Origin of the sequence: Pseudoalteromonas rhizosphaerae (assembly GCF_902498845.1) — a bacterium.
Taxonomy (GTDB): Bacteria; Pseudomonadota; Gammaproteobacteria; order Enterobacterales; family Alteromonadaceae; genus Pseudoalteromonas; species Pseudoalteromonas rhizosphaerae.
In genome coordinates this window covers 44190-62347 of record NZ_CABVLM010000017.1, presented here as the reverse complement: position 1 = coordinate 62347, position 18158 = coordinate 44190, and the positions used below count along the sequence as shown (strand labels likewise).

The window sequence follows — 18158 nt, the reverse complement described above, 5'->3', positions numbered from 1 at the left end:
TTATTCCTTACAAAATAAACCATAGAGCGTGGCTAACATAGCCTGTGCGTTGTCGTTAATCACCCGATAATAGATGGTCTGGCTTTCGCGACGAGTACTAACAATATTTGCTTTTCGTAGTGCAGCCAAATGCTGCGATAAAGCAGACTGTGCCAATGGTACAGCCGCATTTAATTCAGAAACACTCATTTCACGCCCCTGCAAAGAGCACAAAATCATTAAACGGTTTTTATTTGCTAAAATTTTTAATAGCTGCTCAGCATGCTCTACGTTATTAGCCATAGCTGCAAAGTCGATAGTCATAGTTCCACTCTTATATTCAAAGTACAGCAGATTATAGTTAGCTATATTAGAAAAGTCTAATATTATAATTTACTAATGTAGCTTTATCTAATATATTAAATAGTAACAGTCACTATTACTAAGGTTAACCGTGAAACTAAACGATGCTCTTCGCTTGATAGCAGGTGTAATGATTTGCATATCATTGTTACTACAGCAATTTCATGATCCATTGTGGATTTGGTTTACAGTGTTTATTGCTCTAAACTTAATTCAATCAGCATTTAGTAAATGGTGCCCGATGATCACTCTTTTAAAAAAACTAGGTTTCGAGGAATAACATGCTTACTTCAATCCCAGATCTAATGAAAATAATTACGCCAAATCAACGCCGCATTGAGGCTACACAGGCCAAGCAAGAAATTGCTGGCAACAAAGGGCTATTAATTGACGTACGTGAACCCGCCGAACATGCGGCAAAAGCAGCTATCGGCGCAATTAATATTCCCCGAGGTTTACTAGAAATGAAGTTAATGGAAATCGAAAAAGACCCAGCTCGGCCAATTTACTTACACTGCGCCAGTGGCGCACGCGCAACATTAAGCGCTGAAGCACTTACCCGCGTTGGTTATGAAAACGTCACCGTTATTACCTGTAATGCAGAACAGGTTTGCCAAGTATTTTAATGCAATTGGCATAACAGCTTCACATAAAAGTCATACTGGTCGGATAAGCTCTTACTTTTAAATTTAGCGGTACAGAGCAATGACGTTTACACGAAGAAATTTTTTAAAAGCCTCGGCGGCAGGATTTGGTGTCGCCGTTTTATCATTAGGATTAACAGCTTGTCGGTTTGATGATGAAGATGACGACATTCTTGACGTAAGCTTTGCTCATGGTGTTGCCAGTGGTGATCCATTAGCTGACAGCCTAATTCTGTGGACTCGTGTAACCCCTCTAGATCCAACAACCACCAGCATTAAAGTACAATGGCAAGCAGCAACCGACCCTAACTTTGCTAATATCAGCCACAATGGTGAAACACATATAAGTGCAGCTACAGACTTCACCTTAAAAGTCGACTTACAAGGCTTAAACGCCAACACCACTTACTATTATCGCTTTAAATCGAATGGCAAAACCTCACCTATTGGTGCAGGTAAAACACTACCAACAGGCAGTATTGATAAAGTGAAATTTGCTGTTATATCGTGTGCCAACTACCCCGCAGGCTTTTTCCATGTGTATGGTGAAATAGCCAAGCAAACAGACATAGACGCTGTATTGCATTTAGGTGATTACATCTATGAATACGGCAATGATGGCTACGCTACTGAAGATGCTGGTATTTTAGGCCGTTTACTGCCAGAAGATAACAGTGACGAAATAATTAGCTTAGCTGATTACCGTAACCGCTATGCCCACTATCGTACTGATCCAAACTTACAAGCTGCGCATAGTAACTGTGCATTTATTACTGTGTGGGATGACCACGAAATTACCAATGACACATGGCGAAATGGCGCAGAAAACCATAATGAAGGCGAAGGTGAATTTAGCGAACGTAAGCTACATGCCCTACAGGCCTATTTTGAATGGATGCCAATTCGTAATGTAGCTGATAAAGAACGAATTTACCGTCGCTTTGAGTTTGGTAATTTAGTCTCTTTATACATGCTAGACACGCGTGTACTCGCCCGTGATGAACAGCTAAGCTATGCTGATTTTGACCTAACCAGTGCACAAGGACAAAGTGATTTTGCAAATGCACTAAGCTCACCATCGCGCGCATTACTTGGCAATGAGCAGCTAACATGGCTCACTGATGGCATGACAACATCAAACTCAAAATGGCAGGTACTTGGCCAACAAGTACTGATGACCAAAATGCATTTGCCGTTTGAAGTACTGCAACTACTAGTGAGCTTACAAATAAGTCAAGCAAATGGCGGCGACACAAATGCATTATTAGCACAAGCATCGGCATTATTTGCTGAACTTGCACAAATCAAAGGCCGCGTGCTTGCAGGCGATCCAAGTGTTACTGATGCCGAACGCGCTCGAGTTGATACTACTGCACCATACAATTTAGATGCATGGGATGGTTACGCCTACGAACGTGAAGTGCTGCTTGGTACTGCCATTGCCGCACAAAAGAACTTAGTGGTTTTAGCGGGTGATACTCATAACGGTTGGGCTGGGCAATTAGTTACTGATGCTGCAAACCCAATTGCAGCGTCACAAAATGCCGGTGTAGAATTTGCTACCTCTTCGGTGTCTTCGCCTGGTCTTGAAGAATACCTAGCGCTGAATACACAAGGACCTGAAGTTACGGCACAAATGGAGCAAGTTATTGCACTATTAGTCAATGATCTTATCTATAACAACTTAGTCGATAGAGGTTACTTAACCGTGACCTTTACCCCAGAGCAAGCCACCGCTAAGTGGAATTACGTGAGCAGCATTAAAACCGCTTCATACGAAATGCAAACCGAGCGCAGTAAAGAACTACGTATGCTAGCAGGTCAGCCAGTAATACAAGGGTAAAGATTCTAGGTGCTAGGAAAAATGTTTAGATGAAAGATTAAAACAGCCCGGCGATCACTCGATCGCCGGAATTTTTGCGTTACGACTTTAATCATTGGTAATTCCTTTCATATTCTTAGTGTCGCTATTCCTCTCAAAGTGCATGAATAAAACATGAGCGATACTTGATAGCACGATCAATACAATGCCTGTGATACCCAATAAAGTTTGAGTTTGTTGAAGAAAAATGTAGCCCAAAATACTAGAAAATAGAATTTGCGCATATTCAAGCGGCATTAGCTTAGATAAGTCACTTTTATTAAAAGCGAAAAAACGTGCTGCAAGTTTAGTAATAAGGAGCCCACCATATAGCATAATTAGTAGAGCACTATTTGTATCTAAAGGTTTCCAGACAAAAATAGCGACGGGTAATAAGATAATCGCCGAATAGAGGGGAGCAAAAACCATTTGAGGCACAACTTTCTCTGCATTGCCTATTCTCTTTAAATTAATATTATAAATGACTAAAATAGCTACCGCTGACAGTGCAAAGATCAATCCTAGATAGAGGTTTTGCTGCGTTACTTGGCTCGCCATTAGTTTTGGAGAAAGCAGCATCATCACTCCAGCTAAATTCAAAATAATAGCCATATAGACATAGGCTTTTGGTTTTTCTCTAAAGATAAACACCGACAAAATGGACGTTATAAGTGGCACAAAAAAGTTAATCGCGGTTACTTCCGCTAAACTTAGATATTGCAGAGCATAAAACAAACATATTGTTGAACTAACACCAAGCAGTCCTCTGAAAATATGTAGCTTCATTTTTTGGGGTTTGATATTTTCCCATTTACCTTTCGAGAATAATATAATGGCCGCACAAGCTGCAATTACATTAACCAAAAAGACAACTTGGAATGGGCTGATAGCTTTACCTAAAAAACCACCGATTAGTAACATCACACTTAAGATAAATGAATCTGACAACATCCAAATTACTGCGGTTGACTCTTTACTAGCCATTTAACTTCTCTCCATGTGTTTGTGTAGCACAAATATATGCTACAAAATTAGAGTCCTATTAGAAATCAACTACTTTGACCCCTAATAAAGCTGCATCCTTTTCAGATAAAACCGCTTTAAATTACACCCATAAAAGGTACAAAGCAAGAGGTTTAGAGATAATCTGAGCTAATAGCATAAGACACTTTGGGAGGGTTAAAACAAAAGAAGACCCTTGCTGTTAATGAAAAAGTTCAGATATTGGCCTTACGTTATCACACCCAAAAAATAATGACTTATTTGCTTAATAGTCACGGTTTTTGTACAAAAAATCTTTACGTGATTTATTCACAAAGAGGTTAAGAGGCACTGTAATGTGGGGGGAGAACAACCTAAACAACACAGTATAATATAAAGCTGTTCTCACTTTTTATCATCCAGCATTGTCACTAACATTTGTTCAATATTTTTCACACTGTAAGTAAGTGCGCGTATTAGCTCAACTTGGCTTTGTGGTTCATGATCAGCCGATTTTGTAGTTGGCTGCTGTGCGGTTAGATTATCTTTTTGAGTTAAGATTGCCTCGCGAAACTCACTGGCATCAACTACCCCAAGTAACGATACTAATGCGCCATGACCAGACTGACCTGCGGTTTCAAAGCTTAGTCGATACAAACCAAATAAACGCATCAACGGGCCTTGGCTTAACCCGACGTCAGTTATTTTTTCAAGTGGGATGGACTTTTCTTCTTTGAAAAATACACCGCGCTTAACAACTAGCTTTCGCTCCAATAAGTTAGCTGACATAGCAGCCAATATTCGCCCTGCCACCAGCCAGATAATGAAAGCGACGAATGGGATAAATGGAATTCCCACCAAACACAATACACAAGTGATAACTCCAAGCACTACCCAGTATGATTTTACTTTAGAGTCGAATTTAGCACTTTTTAAAATAGGGGTACTCATAGCTTACTCTTAATTTGATTAAACATTTAAATTACGTGATCACTGAGTTGAATGCAATTTAGCTAAATTGTTAACCTATTACGAAGTATTGCCAATAAACCTAAAAGATTAACACAAAGGGTTGTTTAAACAGGTCGTGTGTTCTATATTCTCGCAATCGGATTTATAGACGTCTAAACATCCACATCAAGATTATCTCATACAGAGGAAGCGCAATGACAACTCACACCTTAACTTTACTTGATGGCGGCATGAGCCGAGAGCTCGCTCGCATTGGCGCTCCCTTTCAACAGCCTGAGTGGTCTGCGCTTGCCATAATAGAGGCGCCTGAAAAAGTAACCCAAGCACACAGTAACTTTATTCAAAGTGGTGCCAATATTATTACCACAAATAGCTATGCGTTAGTACCTTTTCACATTGGCGAAGAGCGCTTTGCACAATCAGCCAAATCACTTGCTGCAACAGCTGGCCAAGCCGCAAAAGACGCTGTAATACAAAATAATATAGGAACTAAAATCGCAGCCAGTTTACCACCTATGTTTGGCTCTTATCGTCCAGATTTATACCAAGCTGATCAACTTAGTCGTATCGCAACGCCTTTAATCGAAGGTTTAGTGCCTTATGCTGATTTATGGCTAATAGAAACGCAAAGCCTTATTCAAGAAGCGCTAGATATAAACACGTTAATTAACCAGATCTGCAACAACCAAAAACCGGTATGGGTTGCTTTTACCCTTGAAGATGAACAACCAAGTAATCAAGCAACTCTGCGCTCAGGAGAATCTGTAAAAGATGCAGTAACTGCCATGCTAAATGCAAAGGTAACGGGCATTTTATTTAACTGCTGCCAACCAGAGGTTATTGAGCATGCTTTAACCGTAACCTTAGATGTTTTAAAAGACCTGCAGGCAGAGCACGTACAAATAGGTGCGTATGCGAATGCATTTGCACCACAAACTAAAGAAGCTACGGCTAACGAAGGTTTAGATGAAGTACGAGAAGATCTAACCCCTCTTTCATATCTAGAGTGGGCTAAAAAGTGGCATCAACAAGGCGCCACCCTAATTGGAGGTTGCTGTGGTATTGGACCTGAGCATATAGCCCAATTAAACCATCACTTTGCGCCTTTAAAAGGTTAGTAATTAACACAGTATAAGCAGTCAAATGAAAGAAAATAAAATTGGATTAGTAGCGCTAACCGCGCTGGTATTTAGCGCCATGGTGGGTGCGGGTATATTTAGTTTGCCACAAAATATGGCTGAAGTTGCGGGCGTAAATGCAGTGTTAGTTGGCTGGCTTATTACTGGTGTTGGTATTTTGCTACTTGCTGGATGTTTTTTGCAACTCTCTCGCGCTAAACCTGAACTTGATGGCGGTATTTATATTTATGCCCGAGAAGGTTTTGGCGAGCTTGCTGGATTTTTATCTGCATGGGGCTATTGGCTGTGTGCCACCATTGGTGTTGTTGGTTATTTAGTTGTGGCGTTTGCTGCTTTAGGTGCATTTATTGATACCCCAGAACGCACTCTATTTGGCGATGGTAATACTTTTGCAGCCTTTATCGGTGAATCTATTATTTTATGGGCTGTGCATTTCATTATTGTTAGAGGCATTAAGCAAGCCTCTTTTGTAAACCTACTTGGCACCATAGCTAAAGTGATACCCTTATTATTATTTATAGGCTTTGCTTACGCGTACTTTGACCCCGCAATATTTAAAGCAAATCAAAGTAATGTCAGCGTGAAAACTGATTTTATTGAACAAGTAAAAAACACTATGCTAATTACTTTATGGGTGTTTACTGGCATTGAAGGTGCGGCAGTCCTTTCCGCTCGAGCTAAAAACCGTAAAGACATAGGCCTTGCCACATTTATAGGCGTGATTGCTGCGCTAATTTTATATATAGCCATCACTATGTTGGCATTTGGGTTAATGAGTCAGGCCAATATTACAGAGCTTAGTAACCCTTCAATGGCAGGCATTATGGCAATGATAACAGGGACCAGTGGTAAAGTTATTATTAGCGCGGGACTTATTGTATCTGTATTAGCCTCTTATTTAAGTTGGATTATTTATGCTGCAGAAGTACCTAACAGCGCAGCCAAATATGGCGCATTTCCTAACATATTTAAGCAACAAAATAGCAATGGGACATCTATTGCATCACTGACCTTAACCAGCCTAACTGTTCAACTTTGCTTAGTGCTTATTTTATTTACTGGTAAAAGCTATAACACCTTAGTTCTTGTTTCTACGTCCATGATATTAGTGCCTTACTTTTTAGTGGCCGCTTACATGGTAAAAGTAGCCTTTGCAAAAAAGCTTTCTGTTGCTATTAAGCTGATGGGCTTTGGTGCCAGTATTTATGGACTATGGTTAGTATATGCTGCGGGGCTAAACACGCTGCTGCTATCTGTTATTTTATACATTCCTGGCATCATGCTATTTATGTATAGCCGTAAACAATTTAAGTTAAATAAAAACATTTAAAATCAGTGCATTAAAAATCTTTACCAGAGTTCAGGTTAAGCCTTTTAATGCAATTTTAAATAAGTAGGCACTAAAAAAGCCGAGCATACAGGGTTATGCTCAGCTTAAGCTTAGGAAAATATGATCACTACTGTTTAGTAATAAGTAGGTTCATATTGTCCTTATCTGGGCCAATCACTTTAAACGTGTAATTACCTGATTCGGTAATACTCAGAGCTATATTGCCACCTATCACTTCAAGCAACATTATCTCGTTAATATTAACTATTGGTGCATCGCCTACCCCGCCGTAGTCCACAGTGTTCCAATCTTCAGAGGCTATTTTGAACTCATAATCACCGGCATCTAAATCAAGTGATGTACTATAAATAGCATTCCCTTGATAGATTAGGGGGTTTTCGGTACCCCAGCCATTTAAGCTGCCACGTAAGTAAACTTGAGTGTCTGCAAACATTTGCGCATTAAATACACTCAGCGTGGGTGCATTCAAATCACTGGCATCAAAAATGAACTGATATTCGCCCTCGGTTGCAACATCCATCGTCATATTAGCGCCTTTAACAGCTAATAACTTATCTTCGGCAACGGTTACGATTGCATCCGCTTCACCGGAACCATAATCAACGGTATCCCAATCTTCAGAAGCAATTTTAAATTCATAACTACCTACACTGAGAATTTTAGTAAAGGTATAAACGCCTTTACCTTGATAGATTAACTCATCACTGGTGCCCCATTCATTTAAGCTGCCACGAACAAATACAGGCGTGCCAACGAATCGTTCTTCGTTATAAATTCTCAGCGTTGGATTGTCTTTATCGCTGGCATCAAACGAGAATACATAAGTTGCATCAATTGCGGCATTAAAGGTCATATTCGCGCCACTGCGCATTAAAGGCTCGGTTTGATTTTCCAACACTGCTTTATCAGCATCAGACAGCGCGCCAAAATCCACACTCGACCAATCTTCAGAGGCAATTTTAAATTCATAATCTCCCGCAGTTAAAGTAATAGCGATACGGTATTCACCATTGCCCATATACTCAAAGCTGTCAGCTGTGCCCCAATCATTTAAACTACCTCGCACATATACTGTAGTGCTGCCAAAAGGCACTACGTCTGGCGCGCCCACTGTTGCATTCGCACTTAAGCCTACACCTTGGTTCTCGCCTTGTGGTTTTACAAATACCGCGATTGTATAAGCTGGGACTGTAAATGTACCGTCGGTTTCACTGGCAGTAAAACTCACTCCAGACATACTGCTATCGGTGCTGTTTTTAAGTATTGGATGTAATTCAAACCCAGCAGCGGTTGGTACTGTATGTGAAAGCGCTTGCTCAGTTGCATTAATTACTACTACGAGCGCGTCAACTTGGTTATCTAAATCTGCAAAACCTTGACCGTCATCAATGCTCATTACAATCAAACCATGTTGCTGGTTTTTACCAACATTGTGAAAACCTACACGGTCAATAACATCTTGCTCTGTGGTTAATCTAAATAATGGGCTGCTACTACGAATAGCTAAAAACTCTTGGAACACATCCCCTGCGTAAGCTATATCTTGCGGCTGTGCAGCAGCTTGTGGATTACCTGAGACCTTAATGATTTCAGGCCATTCCTGTTGGTTTTTCTCAGCATTAGGTAAACCAATATTCCAATTATTATTTTCTTTCGTTAAATCTACCGCATTAAACCAATCCCCTGCATTGTAGCTGTCACGATCCATTGATTTTGAGCGTAGTAAATCAGCCCCAAGTTGCATAAACGGGATACCTTGGCTTACTAATGGAATTGCTAATGCCATATTATGCGCACGCACTCGTTGCTCAATACTCATACTTGTTGCATGTTTATATTGCAGTTGATCCCATAAGGTTTCGTTATCGTGCTTTGATACGTAGTTAATGCTGTCAGCAGGGTCTAAAGCATAAGCCGTCGGCTGAGTATTCCAGCTAAAGCTATTACCTTTTGCCGAATTACCTTTAAAGTCTTTCAGGATATAGTTTTGTAAATTACCCGCCAGTGATAAACGCAGAGTATCTTGGTCTGCTAAATTACCATCGGTCGGGTTATTGCTAAACATAGCCCCACCGCGCACAGCCTCACGGATGCGGTCATTGAATGTGCCAACTTCAGAGCCTGCCATATCAGCTTGCTTAGCTTGAGTGAACAATCGGTTATTAGCGACTTCACCAAAATCCCAGCCTTCGCCATAAAAGTAGTTGTCAGGGTCAACAGCTTGCACCGCTTCACGCGCTGCTAAAATTGATGATTTAGGCATGTGCCCCATAACATCAAAGCGAAAGCTGTCGTAACCAAAATCACGAGCAAGTATGACTAGTGAATCGCTAACAAACTTGTCCATCATCACATGTTCAGTCGCGGTGTTTTCACAACAGGTTGAACGCTCGATATCCCCCGTTATTTCACTGTATCTGTGGTAATAACCCGGCACGAGTTTATCAAACACTGATTTTTCCCAAATGCCTGATGACGTTGTATGGTTGTATACCACATCAAGAACCACGCGAAGGCCGATCTCTTGAAGTGACTGTACCATGGCGCGTGTCTCTTTAACTCGGGCAACCCCTTCACTGCTTGATGCATACGAACCTTCTGGGGCAATAAAGTGATGCGGGTCGTAACCCCAGTTAAAACCGTCTAAATCACGCATCGCGCTGGCAAGTGCTTGAGCATCATCAGAACCCGGAAAGTAGCTTTGCATTAAATGAGCAATGATGCTGTTTTTATTTTCGATTTTACAAGCATCGGCGGCATCGTCTATTCGCTCACATAACTTACCTAGGGTGTCAGTGATTTCAACGCGCTTATCCGCATCTTCTTCAATGGTGCCAATGTCTGTTACAGGGAGTAAGTGAAAATGCGTTAAACCTTTGTCAGCTAGTTGCTTAAGGTGCTGCATAGGGATGCTTTCAAGCTCAGTAAATGCTAAATATTTACCTTGGTTTGCTGCGCTTACTGACGTATCGCGAATACTAAAATCACGTACATGACCTTCATAGATAATGGCATCTTCCGGGTTGGTAATTGTTGGTACACTGTGCTCATCCCAGCCTTGTGGTTTGGTATCGTCATCATTTAAGTTGATCAACTGCGAATACAGGCCATTGCTTGATACATTCAGTGAGTAAGGATCGGTACTCCATAAACTTTCAATCGCTTGAGTAGTAGGGTGGTAAACATCAAACGCATAGCGGTAATAATGACGGTCGTATTTGCTGTCTAAACTCACTGACCAAATACCTGTATTGCTGTCTAACGTCATGGCAGTGCTATGTACTTGTGCTTTATCGGCGTCAAATACATTAAGCATCATATTGCTAGCGGTTGGTGCCCATACTGAAACATCAATTGCATTGTTATTATAATGCACGCCTAGCATGGCTTCATTTGCGTCGTTTTCACCTTGGGTGTAAAGTGCATCAAGGGCTTTGGCGGTTTGCACAAAACTTGCTTCAAGTAGCTTGCCTTCTGCATCGTAGCCCGCTACAACGAGCTGTTGTTTTATAAGTTGTTTTGCAGTAGCGGCATCCCAATTACCTTGATAGGCAGTCCAATCTGTTAAGTGCGGTACTTTCGCTGCTTGTGCATCGGTTAAACTCGTTGCCATTAATTCAACGGTTTCACCATTTAAGCCAGTATCAACATCAACAACCAAATCGGCAGCAGCTGATGAATGCAGCTTAATAATCTGCGTAAGCTCATTGCTTGGCTTATACAGCACAGTATTTAAATCAATCCAGTGTGCTGATGCACCGTCAATTGCAACCGGGCGTTCGCCAAGCGCTTCTACTGGGTATTCAAATACTGTTGGCTCACCATCAAAGGTAAAGTTCATACGTACAAAACGCTCGTCGTCCTGCATCAGTGGCATGGTTAAATCCACATCACCATGGGCTTTACCTGAACCTTCTGTGCCAATATGAATAATAAAATTAGCGCACTCGGTATAACCGTCTTTTAGCGTGACAATCCAATAAGCTCCATAGTTTGGATCGACACCATTATATTCATGGCCATTAGCCCAATCGGTGGCATCAAACGGCGGCGCGTAAGCATCACAGCCGTCGGTATTCCAAGAGTGTAAACGATAGCCTTCGTACCCTTCATTCTTATCACGTTTATAAAATAATACGGCTTCATTTTCCCCGGCGAATACCACTGGGTCTGGTAAGTCGGGGTTATAGCCACTGGTACAGCTTTCATTATTTGCATCTGGAAACAGCGGTGCGTCACAAGAGATAGGCTCAGGAGCAACACATTGAGTGCCTGCTGCATTAGGGACTTGCGGTACATCACAAGTCAATAAGGCTTGGCCTGCTTTTACATCGCTACTGCCTGAGCCTCCACAGCCAAACAGTAGTGTTAAGCTCACTGCTAATAGCAAATGAGTCAATTTAGTTATTTTATTCATTATTTATGCTCCAATTTGCTATTAGTGGCTATAGGTAAAACCTAAATAAACCTGACGACCAAAGTACTGGGTAGTACCGGTGATGTTTTCATTGCCAAAGTAACTTTGGGTTGGTTCATCAGTAAGATTATTAACCTGTAGCAACATGCCAAATGAGTCTGTAAATTGATAAGAGGTTTGAAAATCGACCACGGTCTCGGCATCAAAATTAACCACTTGCTCATTGATCGCCACTTGCTCTGAAACAAAGTCTGAGCGGTAACGCACATTAAGGCGGGTTTCAAAATTATCTAAGCTGTAAAATAAAGTGCCGTTTAACACGTTTTTAGACAAACCAGGTAAACCTTGTGTAACCGTTTCACCACCTAAGCTGGTGATAGATTCAACTTCGCTCTCGGTGTATGAATAGCTACCGTTAAACCCAAGGCCATCAAACGGCGCGGGTAAAAACGAAAATACTTGCGTGTAGGCAAGTTCAATACCGCGAATATAACCGCCATTGGCGTTATTTACCGCCGTTGTGTAAGTGCCGTTAGTTGTGGCAACTTGCTCACCACTGACTGGATTTTCTATATAGTCAGGGACGTTAAAACCATTACCTTTAAAGTCAAACCCTTCAATGGCGATGGTATCGATAAACGAATCGATGTTTTTATAAAAACCTGCGATCACTAGCGCACCATCTGACTCATCAAAATAATGCTCGTAAGAGATATCGTATTGGTCGGCATAAAATGGTTTTAAGAATGGATTATTGGTACTTGAGCCGTTAATTTTGCCGCTGGTTTTATCAGCCTGCGCACTGGCGTCCCCAGCTAGGCGATTGATCGGTGGACGCGACATTACTTTAGCCGCCGCAAAGCGTAATTGCGTGTTATCCGTTAGCTGAAAGTTTAAATTAAGGGATGGCAGATAATTGGTATAAGTTGTGCCAAGTACATTAGGTAAATAATTTTGATTTATGATGCCGATACTGTCGGTAATGTTTTGTGCACCGAGTGATAAATCACCATTAACATTTTCTAAAATAGTGGCCGATTGGTCGGTATCAACACGGCGAATACCAATATTACCCAGTACTGGCATAGTACCAATTTCAGTATTAATATTAAGCATGGCGTAGGCTGAAAGTACTTCTTCGTATACTGAGCCACTTTGTAGCATGGTCCACGAATAGTTAGTGGTGTAACCTTGCGAGTCAACTACCCCATCTGCATTACCCCAAGTTTTAACTGGCTCTGGTGCGCCTTCAGGAAACCAAGCATTAAGCGCTTTGTCTAAATCAATCGCCAAATATGATGGGAAATAACTAAAGTCACCTTCCCAGTCAACAACATTTACCATGTCATTGGTTAAACGCAGTGGCGGCTCACTCACTGAAAAATCACCATCATTACCGTATTCAAACACTGAGCGGTTATTGCTGTATTCGCGATCTGAATAACGCGCGCCAAATTCAACAGAGCTAAACCAGCTGTTATTCAGCTCGTATTTAAAATCAAGGCGATAAGCGCTTACTTCATCTTCATTTTGATAAGGGTAAATACCGTATTTACTAACCATTACTCGGTCGATATCGCTAAATGCAGCCGCTTGATTAAAGCCTACATCAGGTAAATTTAAACCATTAAGTTGGTAGTTTATTGATACGTTTTTATCTAACACAGGTTCTTCGGCTGAGGCGTCTTCGGCAACCAACGCCCACAATAAGCCATTGCGAAAGTTACTTTTAGCCCGTGACAGCGACACATCAACATTAACGTTTAAACGTTCTGTCACTTGCCAATCGGCGTTAACACCGTAGCTATCTACTTCATCAAAGTCTTGGTTATCATCATTGACAATTTCAACGCGAGTGTAGCCTTTTGAAGTACGATTAACAGAGGCACCAACTACTGAATTTCCCTCTAGCTGAGCGTTTGTATAAGTGGCCGTTGGGCCACCTAATTTCACTCGTAACCCACGAGCAAATGACTCAGTGTCAAAGCGTGATAAAAACACGTCCCCTTTTAATTTAAAATTATCCACCGGTGCCCATTCAATCGCCGCCATATAACCGTTACGGGTTTCTTCTCCACCTAAATGCTGAAGCTCAAAACCTTCGCTGATATACTCATTTTCAGGTTTAAGTTCGGGGCCATTGGTATCATTTGCAACACCATCAACGTCTTTATTATCGTTATAGGCAAGGCCAATAAACTGTGTTGCTACGCTGGGTTGAAATAACCGTGCATAACCAAGTGCGACACCTAAAGTATCGTCAAGATATTTACCTTGATAGGAAAAACTAATGCGGTCGCCAAACTCAGTGGCATCGTTCACCTCTGACGCTCGGTCGTTGTACATACCTCTAGCGTTAACCACAAACTTATGTTGCTGATCATTATCAAGCGGGCTAGCTGTTTGCAGTTCTACCGTACCTGCAACACCACCTTCGATAAGCGATGCTTTTGGTGATTTATACACGGCTGCTGAGCTGATCAATTCAGACGGATATTGGTCAAACTCAATACTACGGCTGCCACTAGTTGATACCTGTTCACGGCCATTTAAAGTTGAAAATACAAATCCACCGGACATACCGCGAATGTTGATTTCTGCCGCTTGCCCGCCGGTTCGTACCGCTGAGATCCCCGGTAACCGAGTGAGCGCATCAGCCATAGATACATCAGGCAAAGCACCTAAGTCATCCGCCGATAACTGCTCAGATACCGTATCAGTAAAGCGTTTTTGATTAAGTGATTGGATTAAACTACGACTAAAGCCACGCACTTCAATGACTTCAAGATCTTCTTCTAGTTGTGGTTTTTTTACGGTACTTTGCGCGTCACTTTCAACTGCAGCTAGTACACTGCTGGTTGCAAACATTGCGAGCATTAACGCACTTAGTTTGAATTTCCCCATGAGCTTTCTACCCTATTGATTTTATAATTGTGTGCTGTTTGTTTTGAAATTGTGGATAAAATAAAACCAACAAAGTGTAACTAAAAAGTAAAATAAGTGTGATGAATACGTATGCAGCAGTAAGGGCAATAGCTAGCAAGGTGAGGAATTTAGTTTAGAAGTGCTGCGATCATGTAGATAACGTGAAATAAATCGACTGACTAACGGAATAACTCAGTCATAAGCCACTATTACACAGGTGAATTAGAAATTGCTAAAAACAGCTTTAAAGGGAAGTAGTAAGGATTAGTTAAGTTTAATAAACTACACCATTAGCACCACCCTTATTGCTAGACCAATAAAAATCACCGCTAATATTTTATCAAACCATGGGGATGATTTAGTAAAAGCAAAGCGCTTCTTTGAAAGCTCTGTCAATGCTGCAACAATCAGATACCAGCCAGTATCAATAGTAAAAACCGTTAAGCACATAATCAAACCGACCTTAAAACTGAGATTGGCAGGATCTATAAACTGTGAAAACAGGGCTAAAAAGAATACCGCTAATTTAGGATTTAGAAACGCAATAGCAAAGCCGTCTTGCAAGGCTTGTTTTGCACTGCCACTTTGCTGAGCCACTTTTAACTCACTATTACTTGGTTTGGCTAATAAGATTTTAACCCCTAAATATGCCAAGTACGCTGCACCTAAGTAAACTAACACTTGATACACAGTAGGAAATTGCAACATTAGTGCACCGAGGCCAAGTAACGATGCTGCAGCATAAAAACCGACGCCAACACCATGGCTCAGCGCTGCCAACATGCCGTTCTTCATACTGCCATGAATGCTGTGTTTTAACACCACAGCCAAACTTGGCCCAGGAGACATTGCACCCATCATACAAATGGCGACTAAGCTTAGCCACAGTGATAACGTCATTTATATTCCTTATAGTTCTTCATTTTCAATAAGTAAGATGTATGAATAAACTTGGCCGTATAATCCTGCAGAGGCGCTAACATTTATTACTTTCCAGCCATCTTGGTTTAATTGATAAATTCGCTCATTAAGTGCGTCAATATCAATACCGCCTCTAAAAAAGCCACGCTGCTTTTTAAACTCAATTATTTTCTGCATGGCTGTATCGCTTATAATTGATACTCAAAATCATAAATGTGTATACCTGCTTCGATGCGAATTGCCATTTTTCCGCTAAGGCCTGCAAGTTCATTACTGCCAGAATCTGGCACCACGTTTAAAATTAATGAATCTTGGCCTTTATCCATAGTGCCGAAATGTTGCAGCACAAAGCTGCCTTTAAGACCTGCAAGTGTGCCAACTACTTGTTCAATTGCCACATAACCGGCACTGCCTTGAGTTGCGGTCATGGCACTGAGCATTTCGCCAGTGCTGGTTGCATCAAGCCCACCTGTAAACGTTTTATCAATTGACATACGACCCAGGTTTACGCCATCAATGCCCTTTGCATAACCTTCAATAGGATTGAGTTTAACGTTAAATTCGCCCGTTACTTTTTCAGTTGTCATGGTTAGTCCCTTAGTTAGTTATTGAAATTATGATTTAAGTAACCATATCTATACCCTATTCATCTAAAAGAATCCACTATGAGCAATAGTAAAACCGAGCAAAAAGACAAAGCTGCTTTTAGTAGTTTAATTCCTATTTTTCAGTTTATTAAGCCGTATAAATGGGTGGTTTTTGCAGCTCTTGCAGCATTACTTGTTACTGCCGGGGTTAATTTATCATTGGGCCAAGGAGTTAAATTTGTTATTGATCACGGCTTTATTGCTGGCTCTCAAGAACAATTAAAACAAGCCATAATCGTGCTAATTGGCTTGATCAGCTTATTAGCCATAGGAACATTCAGCCGTTTTTATTTAATGTCATGGATTGGTGAGCGCGTCAGTAATGATATTCGTAAAGCGGTATTTGATCGCATAGTCACCCTGCACCCGAGTTACTTTGAAGAAAACCGCAGTGGCGAATTAATGTCGCGCTTAACAACCGACACCACTTTGTTGCAATCAATCATTGGCTCGTCATTTTCAATGGCACTGCGCAGCGCTCTGATGCTAGTCGGTGGTTTAGCCATGTTGTTATTTACTAACTTAAAACTCACTTTAGTTGTAGTTGCCTGTGTGCCGCTGGTGTTAGTACCCATGATGATTTTTGGTAAAAAAGTACGCAAACTTGCCAGCTCCAGCCAAGATGCGATTGCCGATATCAGCACTTATGCGGGAGAAATAATTCAAAATATTAAAGTAGTGCAAAGCTATAGCCACGAACAACGCGAACAACACGCTTTTGCACTAGAGACCGAAAAAGCCTTTAACGTTGCGAAAAGCCGTATTAAACAGCGCTCATTTTTAATTGCTGCAGTAATATTTTTGACCTTTAGCGCAATTAGCGTGATGCTCTGGGTAGGTGGCAGTGATGTACTGGCAGGCACAATGACTGGCGGTGAGTTAGGTGCATTTGTGTTTTACGCCATTATGGTCGCGATGTCGGTAGCAACCGTTGCGGAGGTGTATGGCGAGCTACAACGTGCAGCGGGCGCTGCGGCGCGGTTACTTGAACTGCTCGCGGTTAAAAGTGAGATCACGAACCCTACAGCACCACAAGATCAGTTATTAAATAACAACTCTAACGCTCCAGCCATTAGTCTTGATAAAGTAACTTTTAATTATCCATCTCGTCCTGATGTGAGCGCCTTAAAAACTATTTCATTAACGATTGAACAAGGCCAAACAGTAGCAATCGTTGGTCCGTCAGGTGCTGGTAAAACCACGTTATTTGAATTACTACAACGCTTTTATGACCCTGCTGGTGGCGACATTAAGTTTCATGATATTAATATCAAAGATCTATCCCTTAATACACTCAGAAACAGCATGGGCATGGTGGCACAAAACCCGATTTTATTTAGCTCTGATGTGATGCATAACATTCGTTATGGCAACCCAGATGCAAGCGACGAACAAGTATATGCTGCCGCTAAGCATGCTCACGCGGATGAATTTATTGCACAATTACCTAACGGCTACGAGAGCTTTTTAGGCGAGCAAGGGGTGCGCTTATCGGGCGGCCAAAAACAACGAATTGTATTAGCAAGAGCGATATTAAAAGACCCAGAAATACTGTTACTTGATGAAGCAACCAGCGCTTTAGATGCGCAAAGTGAGCATCATGTACAAGCTGCGCTTGAACATTTAATGCAAAACCGTACTACGCTTATCATTGCCCACCGCCTCGCCACAGTAAAACATGCTGATATGATAGTGGTAATGGAGCACGGAGAGATAATCGCAACAGGTACTCATCAACAATTGCTAGCGAGTAATCCACTTTATCAGAAATTATGTGAGCTGCAGTTTAATAGGGATTGAAGCGGTAAGCGGTAAGCGGTAAGCGGTAAGCGGTAAGCGGTAAGCGGTAAGCGGTAAGCGGTAAGCGGTAAGCGGTAAGCGGTAAGCGGTAAGCGGTAAGCGGTAAGCGGTAAGCGGTAAGCGGTAAATAATCTCAATCATTTGCTTAGGTAGCAAAT

General features: G+C 41.5%; 15 protein-coding genes. 6 read left to right on the top strand and 9 right to left on the bottom strand.

Translation table 11 applies throughout. From position 1 onward, the window contains the following. Positions 1 to 303, bottom strand: coding sequence for an ArsR/SmtB family transcription factor (locus PSR9079_RS20630; protein WP_149983086.1), 303 nt, complete (start codon positions 301 to 303; stop codon positions 1 to 3). A gap of 130 nt (positions 304 to 433) precedes the next feature. On the opposite strand from PSR9079_RS20630, the gene PSR9079_RS20625 reads away from it, so the two are divergent. The 3 genes from PSR9079_RS20625 to PSR9079_RS20615 all read left to right on the top strand — a co-directional run bounded on the left by PSR9079_RS20625 (position 434) and on the right by PSR9079_RS20615 (position 2829). Beyond that, positions 434 to 622, top strand: a complete 189-nt coding sequence (locus tag PSR9079_RS20625) for a YgaP family membrane protein (protein WP_149983085.1) — start codon at positions 434 to 436, stop codon at positions 620 to 622. 1 nt (position 623) lies between these two features. Beyond that, positions 624 to 968, top strand: coding sequence for a rhodanese-like domain-containing protein (locus PSR9079_RS20620; RefSeq protein ID WP_149983084.1), 345 nt, complete (start codon positions 624 to 626; stop codon positions 966 to 968). A 79-nt stretch (positions 969 to 1047) separates the two neighbouring features. Next, on the top strand, positions 1048 to 2829 hold the full coding sequence (locus tag PSR9079_RS20615) for an alkaline phosphatase D family protein (RefSeq protein WP_149983083.1): 1782 nt from the start codon (positions 1048 to 1050) through the stop codon (positions 2827 to 2829). Positions 2830 to 2916: 87 nt separating this feature from the next. On the opposite strand, the gene PSR9079_RS20610 is transcribed toward PSR9079_RS20615, so the two are convergent. Together PSR9079_RS20610 and PSR9079_RS20605 are read right to left on the bottom strand one after the other, a co-directional pair. Next, the gene (locus tag PSR9079_RS20610) at positions 2917 to 3831 is read right to left on the bottom strand and encodes a DMT family transporter (RefSeq protein ID WP_149983082.1); all 915 of its coding nucleotides are present in this window, start codon (positions 3829 to 3831) and stop codon (positions 2917 to 2919) included. A 402-nt stretch (positions 3832 to 4233) separates the two neighbouring features. Continuing rightward, the gene (locus PSR9079_RS20605) at positions 4234 to 4779 is read right to left on the bottom strand and encodes a PH domain-containing protein (protein ID WP_149983081.1); all 546 of its coding nucleotides are present in this window, start codon (positions 4777 to 4779) and stop codon (positions 4234 to 4236) included. 215 nt (positions 4780 to 4994) lie between these two features. Between PSR9079_RS20605 and PSR9079_RS20600 the strand changes: the two genes are divergently transcribed. Then, the gene (locus tag PSR9079_RS20600; RefSeq protein WP_179959232.1) at positions 4995 to 5918 is read left to right on the top strand and encodes a homocysteine S-methyltransferase family protein; all 924 of its coding nucleotides are present in this window, start codon (positions 4995 to 4997) and stop codon (positions 5916 to 5918) included. A 25-nt stretch (positions 5919 to 5943) separates the two neighbouring features. Then, a complete protein-coding gene (locus PSR9079_RS20595) occupies positions 5944 to 7269 on the top strand; it encodes a basic amino acid/polyamine antiporter (RefSeq protein ID WP_149983080.1) in 1326 nt (441 codons plus the stop codon). Between the two features lie 127 nt (positions 7270 to 7396). On the opposite strand, the gene PSR9079_RS20590 is transcribed toward PSR9079_RS20595, so the two are convergent. The 5 genes from PSR9079_RS20590 to PSR9079_RS20570 form a co-directional block, all read right to left on the bottom strand. Continuing rightward, entirely contained in the window at positions 7397 to 11707 is a 4311-nt protein-coding gene (locus PSR9079_RS20590) for an alpha-1,6-glucosidase domain-containing protein (RefSeq protein WP_149983079.1), read from the bottom strand. Positions 11708 to 11728: 21 nt separating this feature from the next. Beyond that, on the bottom strand, positions 11729 to 14611 hold the full coding sequence (locus PSR9079_RS20585) for a TonB-dependent receptor (RefSeq protein WP_149983078.1): 2883 nt from the start codon (positions 14609 to 14611) through the stop codon (positions 11729 to 11731). 303 nt (positions 14612 to 14914) lie between these two features. Then, positions 14915 to 15532 (bottom strand): LysE family translocator, encoded by a 618-nt coding sequence (locus PSR9079_RS20580; RefSeq protein ID WP_145241971.1) that lies wholly within the window; start codon positions 15530 to 15532, stop codon positions 14915 to 14917. Positions 15533 to 15541: 9 nt separating this feature from the next. Next, positions 15542 to 15730, bottom strand: a complete 189-nt coding sequence (locus PSR9079_RS20575) for a hypothetical protein (RefSeq protein WP_149983077.1) — start codon at positions 15728 to 15730, stop codon at positions 15542 to 15544. 11 nt (positions 15731 to 15741) lie between these two features. Next, the gene (locus tag PSR9079_RS20570) at positions 15742 to 16140 is read right to left on the bottom strand and encodes a DUF3224 domain-containing protein (protein ID WP_149983076.1); all 399 of its coding nucleotides are present in this window, start codon (positions 16138 to 16140) and stop codon (positions 15742 to 15744) included. A 78-nt stretch (positions 16141 to 16218) separates the two neighbouring features. Here PSR9079_RS20570 and PSR9079_RS20565 point away from each other — a divergent pair, with 78 nt between their 5' ends. Next, positions 16219 to 18000 carry an ABC transporter transmembrane domain-containing protein gene (locus PSR9079_RS20565; protein WP_149983075.1) on the top strand — a complete coding sequence of 594 codons (1782 nt, stop codon included), beginning with the start codon at positions 16219 to 16221 and terminating at the stop codon, positions 17998 to 18000. On the opposite strand, the gene PSR9079_RS20560 is transcribed toward PSR9079_RS20565, so the two are convergent. Beyond that, positions 17971 to 18141: a hypothetical protein gene (locus PSR9079_RS20560; protein WP_218939797.1), complete on the bottom strand. Its 171-nt coding sequence runs from the start codon at positions 18139 to 18141 to the stop codon at positions 17971 to 17973. The genes PSR9079_RS20565 and PSR9079_RS20560 overlap by 30 nt on opposite strands. Between the last annotated feature and the right edge of the window lie 17 nt (positions 18142 to 18158).

What these genes read in the sequence shown, in the direction of transcription:
- PSR9079_RS20615 (WP_149983083.1), top strand. Translation starts at nt 1,048, where the DNA reads ATGACGTTTACACGAAGAAATTTTTTAAAAGCCTCGGCGGCAGGATTT.
- PSR9079_RS20580 (WP_145241971.1), bottom strand. Translation starts at nt 15,532, where the DNA reads ATGACGTTATCACTGTGGCTAAGCTTAGTCGCCATTTGTATGATGGGT.
- PSR9079_RS20585 (WP_149983078.1), bottom strand. Translation starts at nt 14,611, where the DNA reads ATGGGGAAATTCAAACTAAGTGCGTTAATGCTCGCAATGTTTGCAACC.
- PSR9079_RS20600 (WP_179959232.1), top strand. Translation starts at nt 4,995, where the DNA reads ATGACAACTCACACCTTAACTTTACTTGATGGCGGCATGAGCCGAGAG.
- PSR9079_RS20605 (WP_149983081.1), bottom strand. Translation starts at nt 4,779, where the DNA reads ATGAGTACCCCTATTTTAAAAAGTGCTAAATTCGACTCTAAAGTAAAA.
- PSR9079_RS20620 (WP_149983084.1), top strand. Translation starts at nt 624, where the DNA reads ATGCTTACTTCAATCCCAGATCTAATGAAAATAATTACGCCAAATCAA.
- PSR9079_RS20560 (WP_218939797.1), bottom strand. Translation starts at nt 18,141, where the DNA reads ATGATTGAGATTATTTACCGCTTACCGCTTACCGCTTACCGCTTACCG.
- PSR9079_RS20575 (WP_149983077.1), bottom strand. Translation starts at nt 15,730, where the DNA reads ATGCAGAAAATAATTGAGTTTAAAAAGCAGCGTGGCTTTTTTAGAGGC.
- PSR9079_RS20565 (WP_149983075.1), top strand. Translation starts at nt 16,219, where the DNA reads ATGAGCAATAGTAAAACCGAGCAAAAAGACAAAGCTGCTTTTAGTAGT.
- PSR9079_RS20595 (WP_149983080.1), top strand. Translation starts at nt 5,944, where the DNA reads ATGAAAGAAAATAAAATTGGATTAGTAGCGCTAACCGCGCTGGTATTT.
- PSR9079_RS20610 (WP_149983082.1), bottom strand. Translation starts at nt 3,831, where the DNA reads ATGGCTAGTAAAGAGTCAACCGCAGTAATTTGGATGTTGTCAGATTCA.
- PSR9079_RS20590 (WP_149983079.1), bottom strand. Translation starts at nt 11,707, where the DNA reads ATGAATAAAATAACTAAATTGACTCATTTGCTATTAGCAGTGAGCTTA.
- PSR9079_RS20630 (WP_149983086.1), bottom strand. Translation starts at nt 303, where the DNA reads ATGACTATCGACTTTGCAGCTATGGCTAATAACGTAGAGCATGCTGAG.
- PSR9079_RS20570 (WP_149983076.1), bottom strand. Translation starts at nt 16,140, where the DNA reads ATGACAACTGAAAAAGTAACGGGCGAATTTAACGTTAAACTCAATCCT.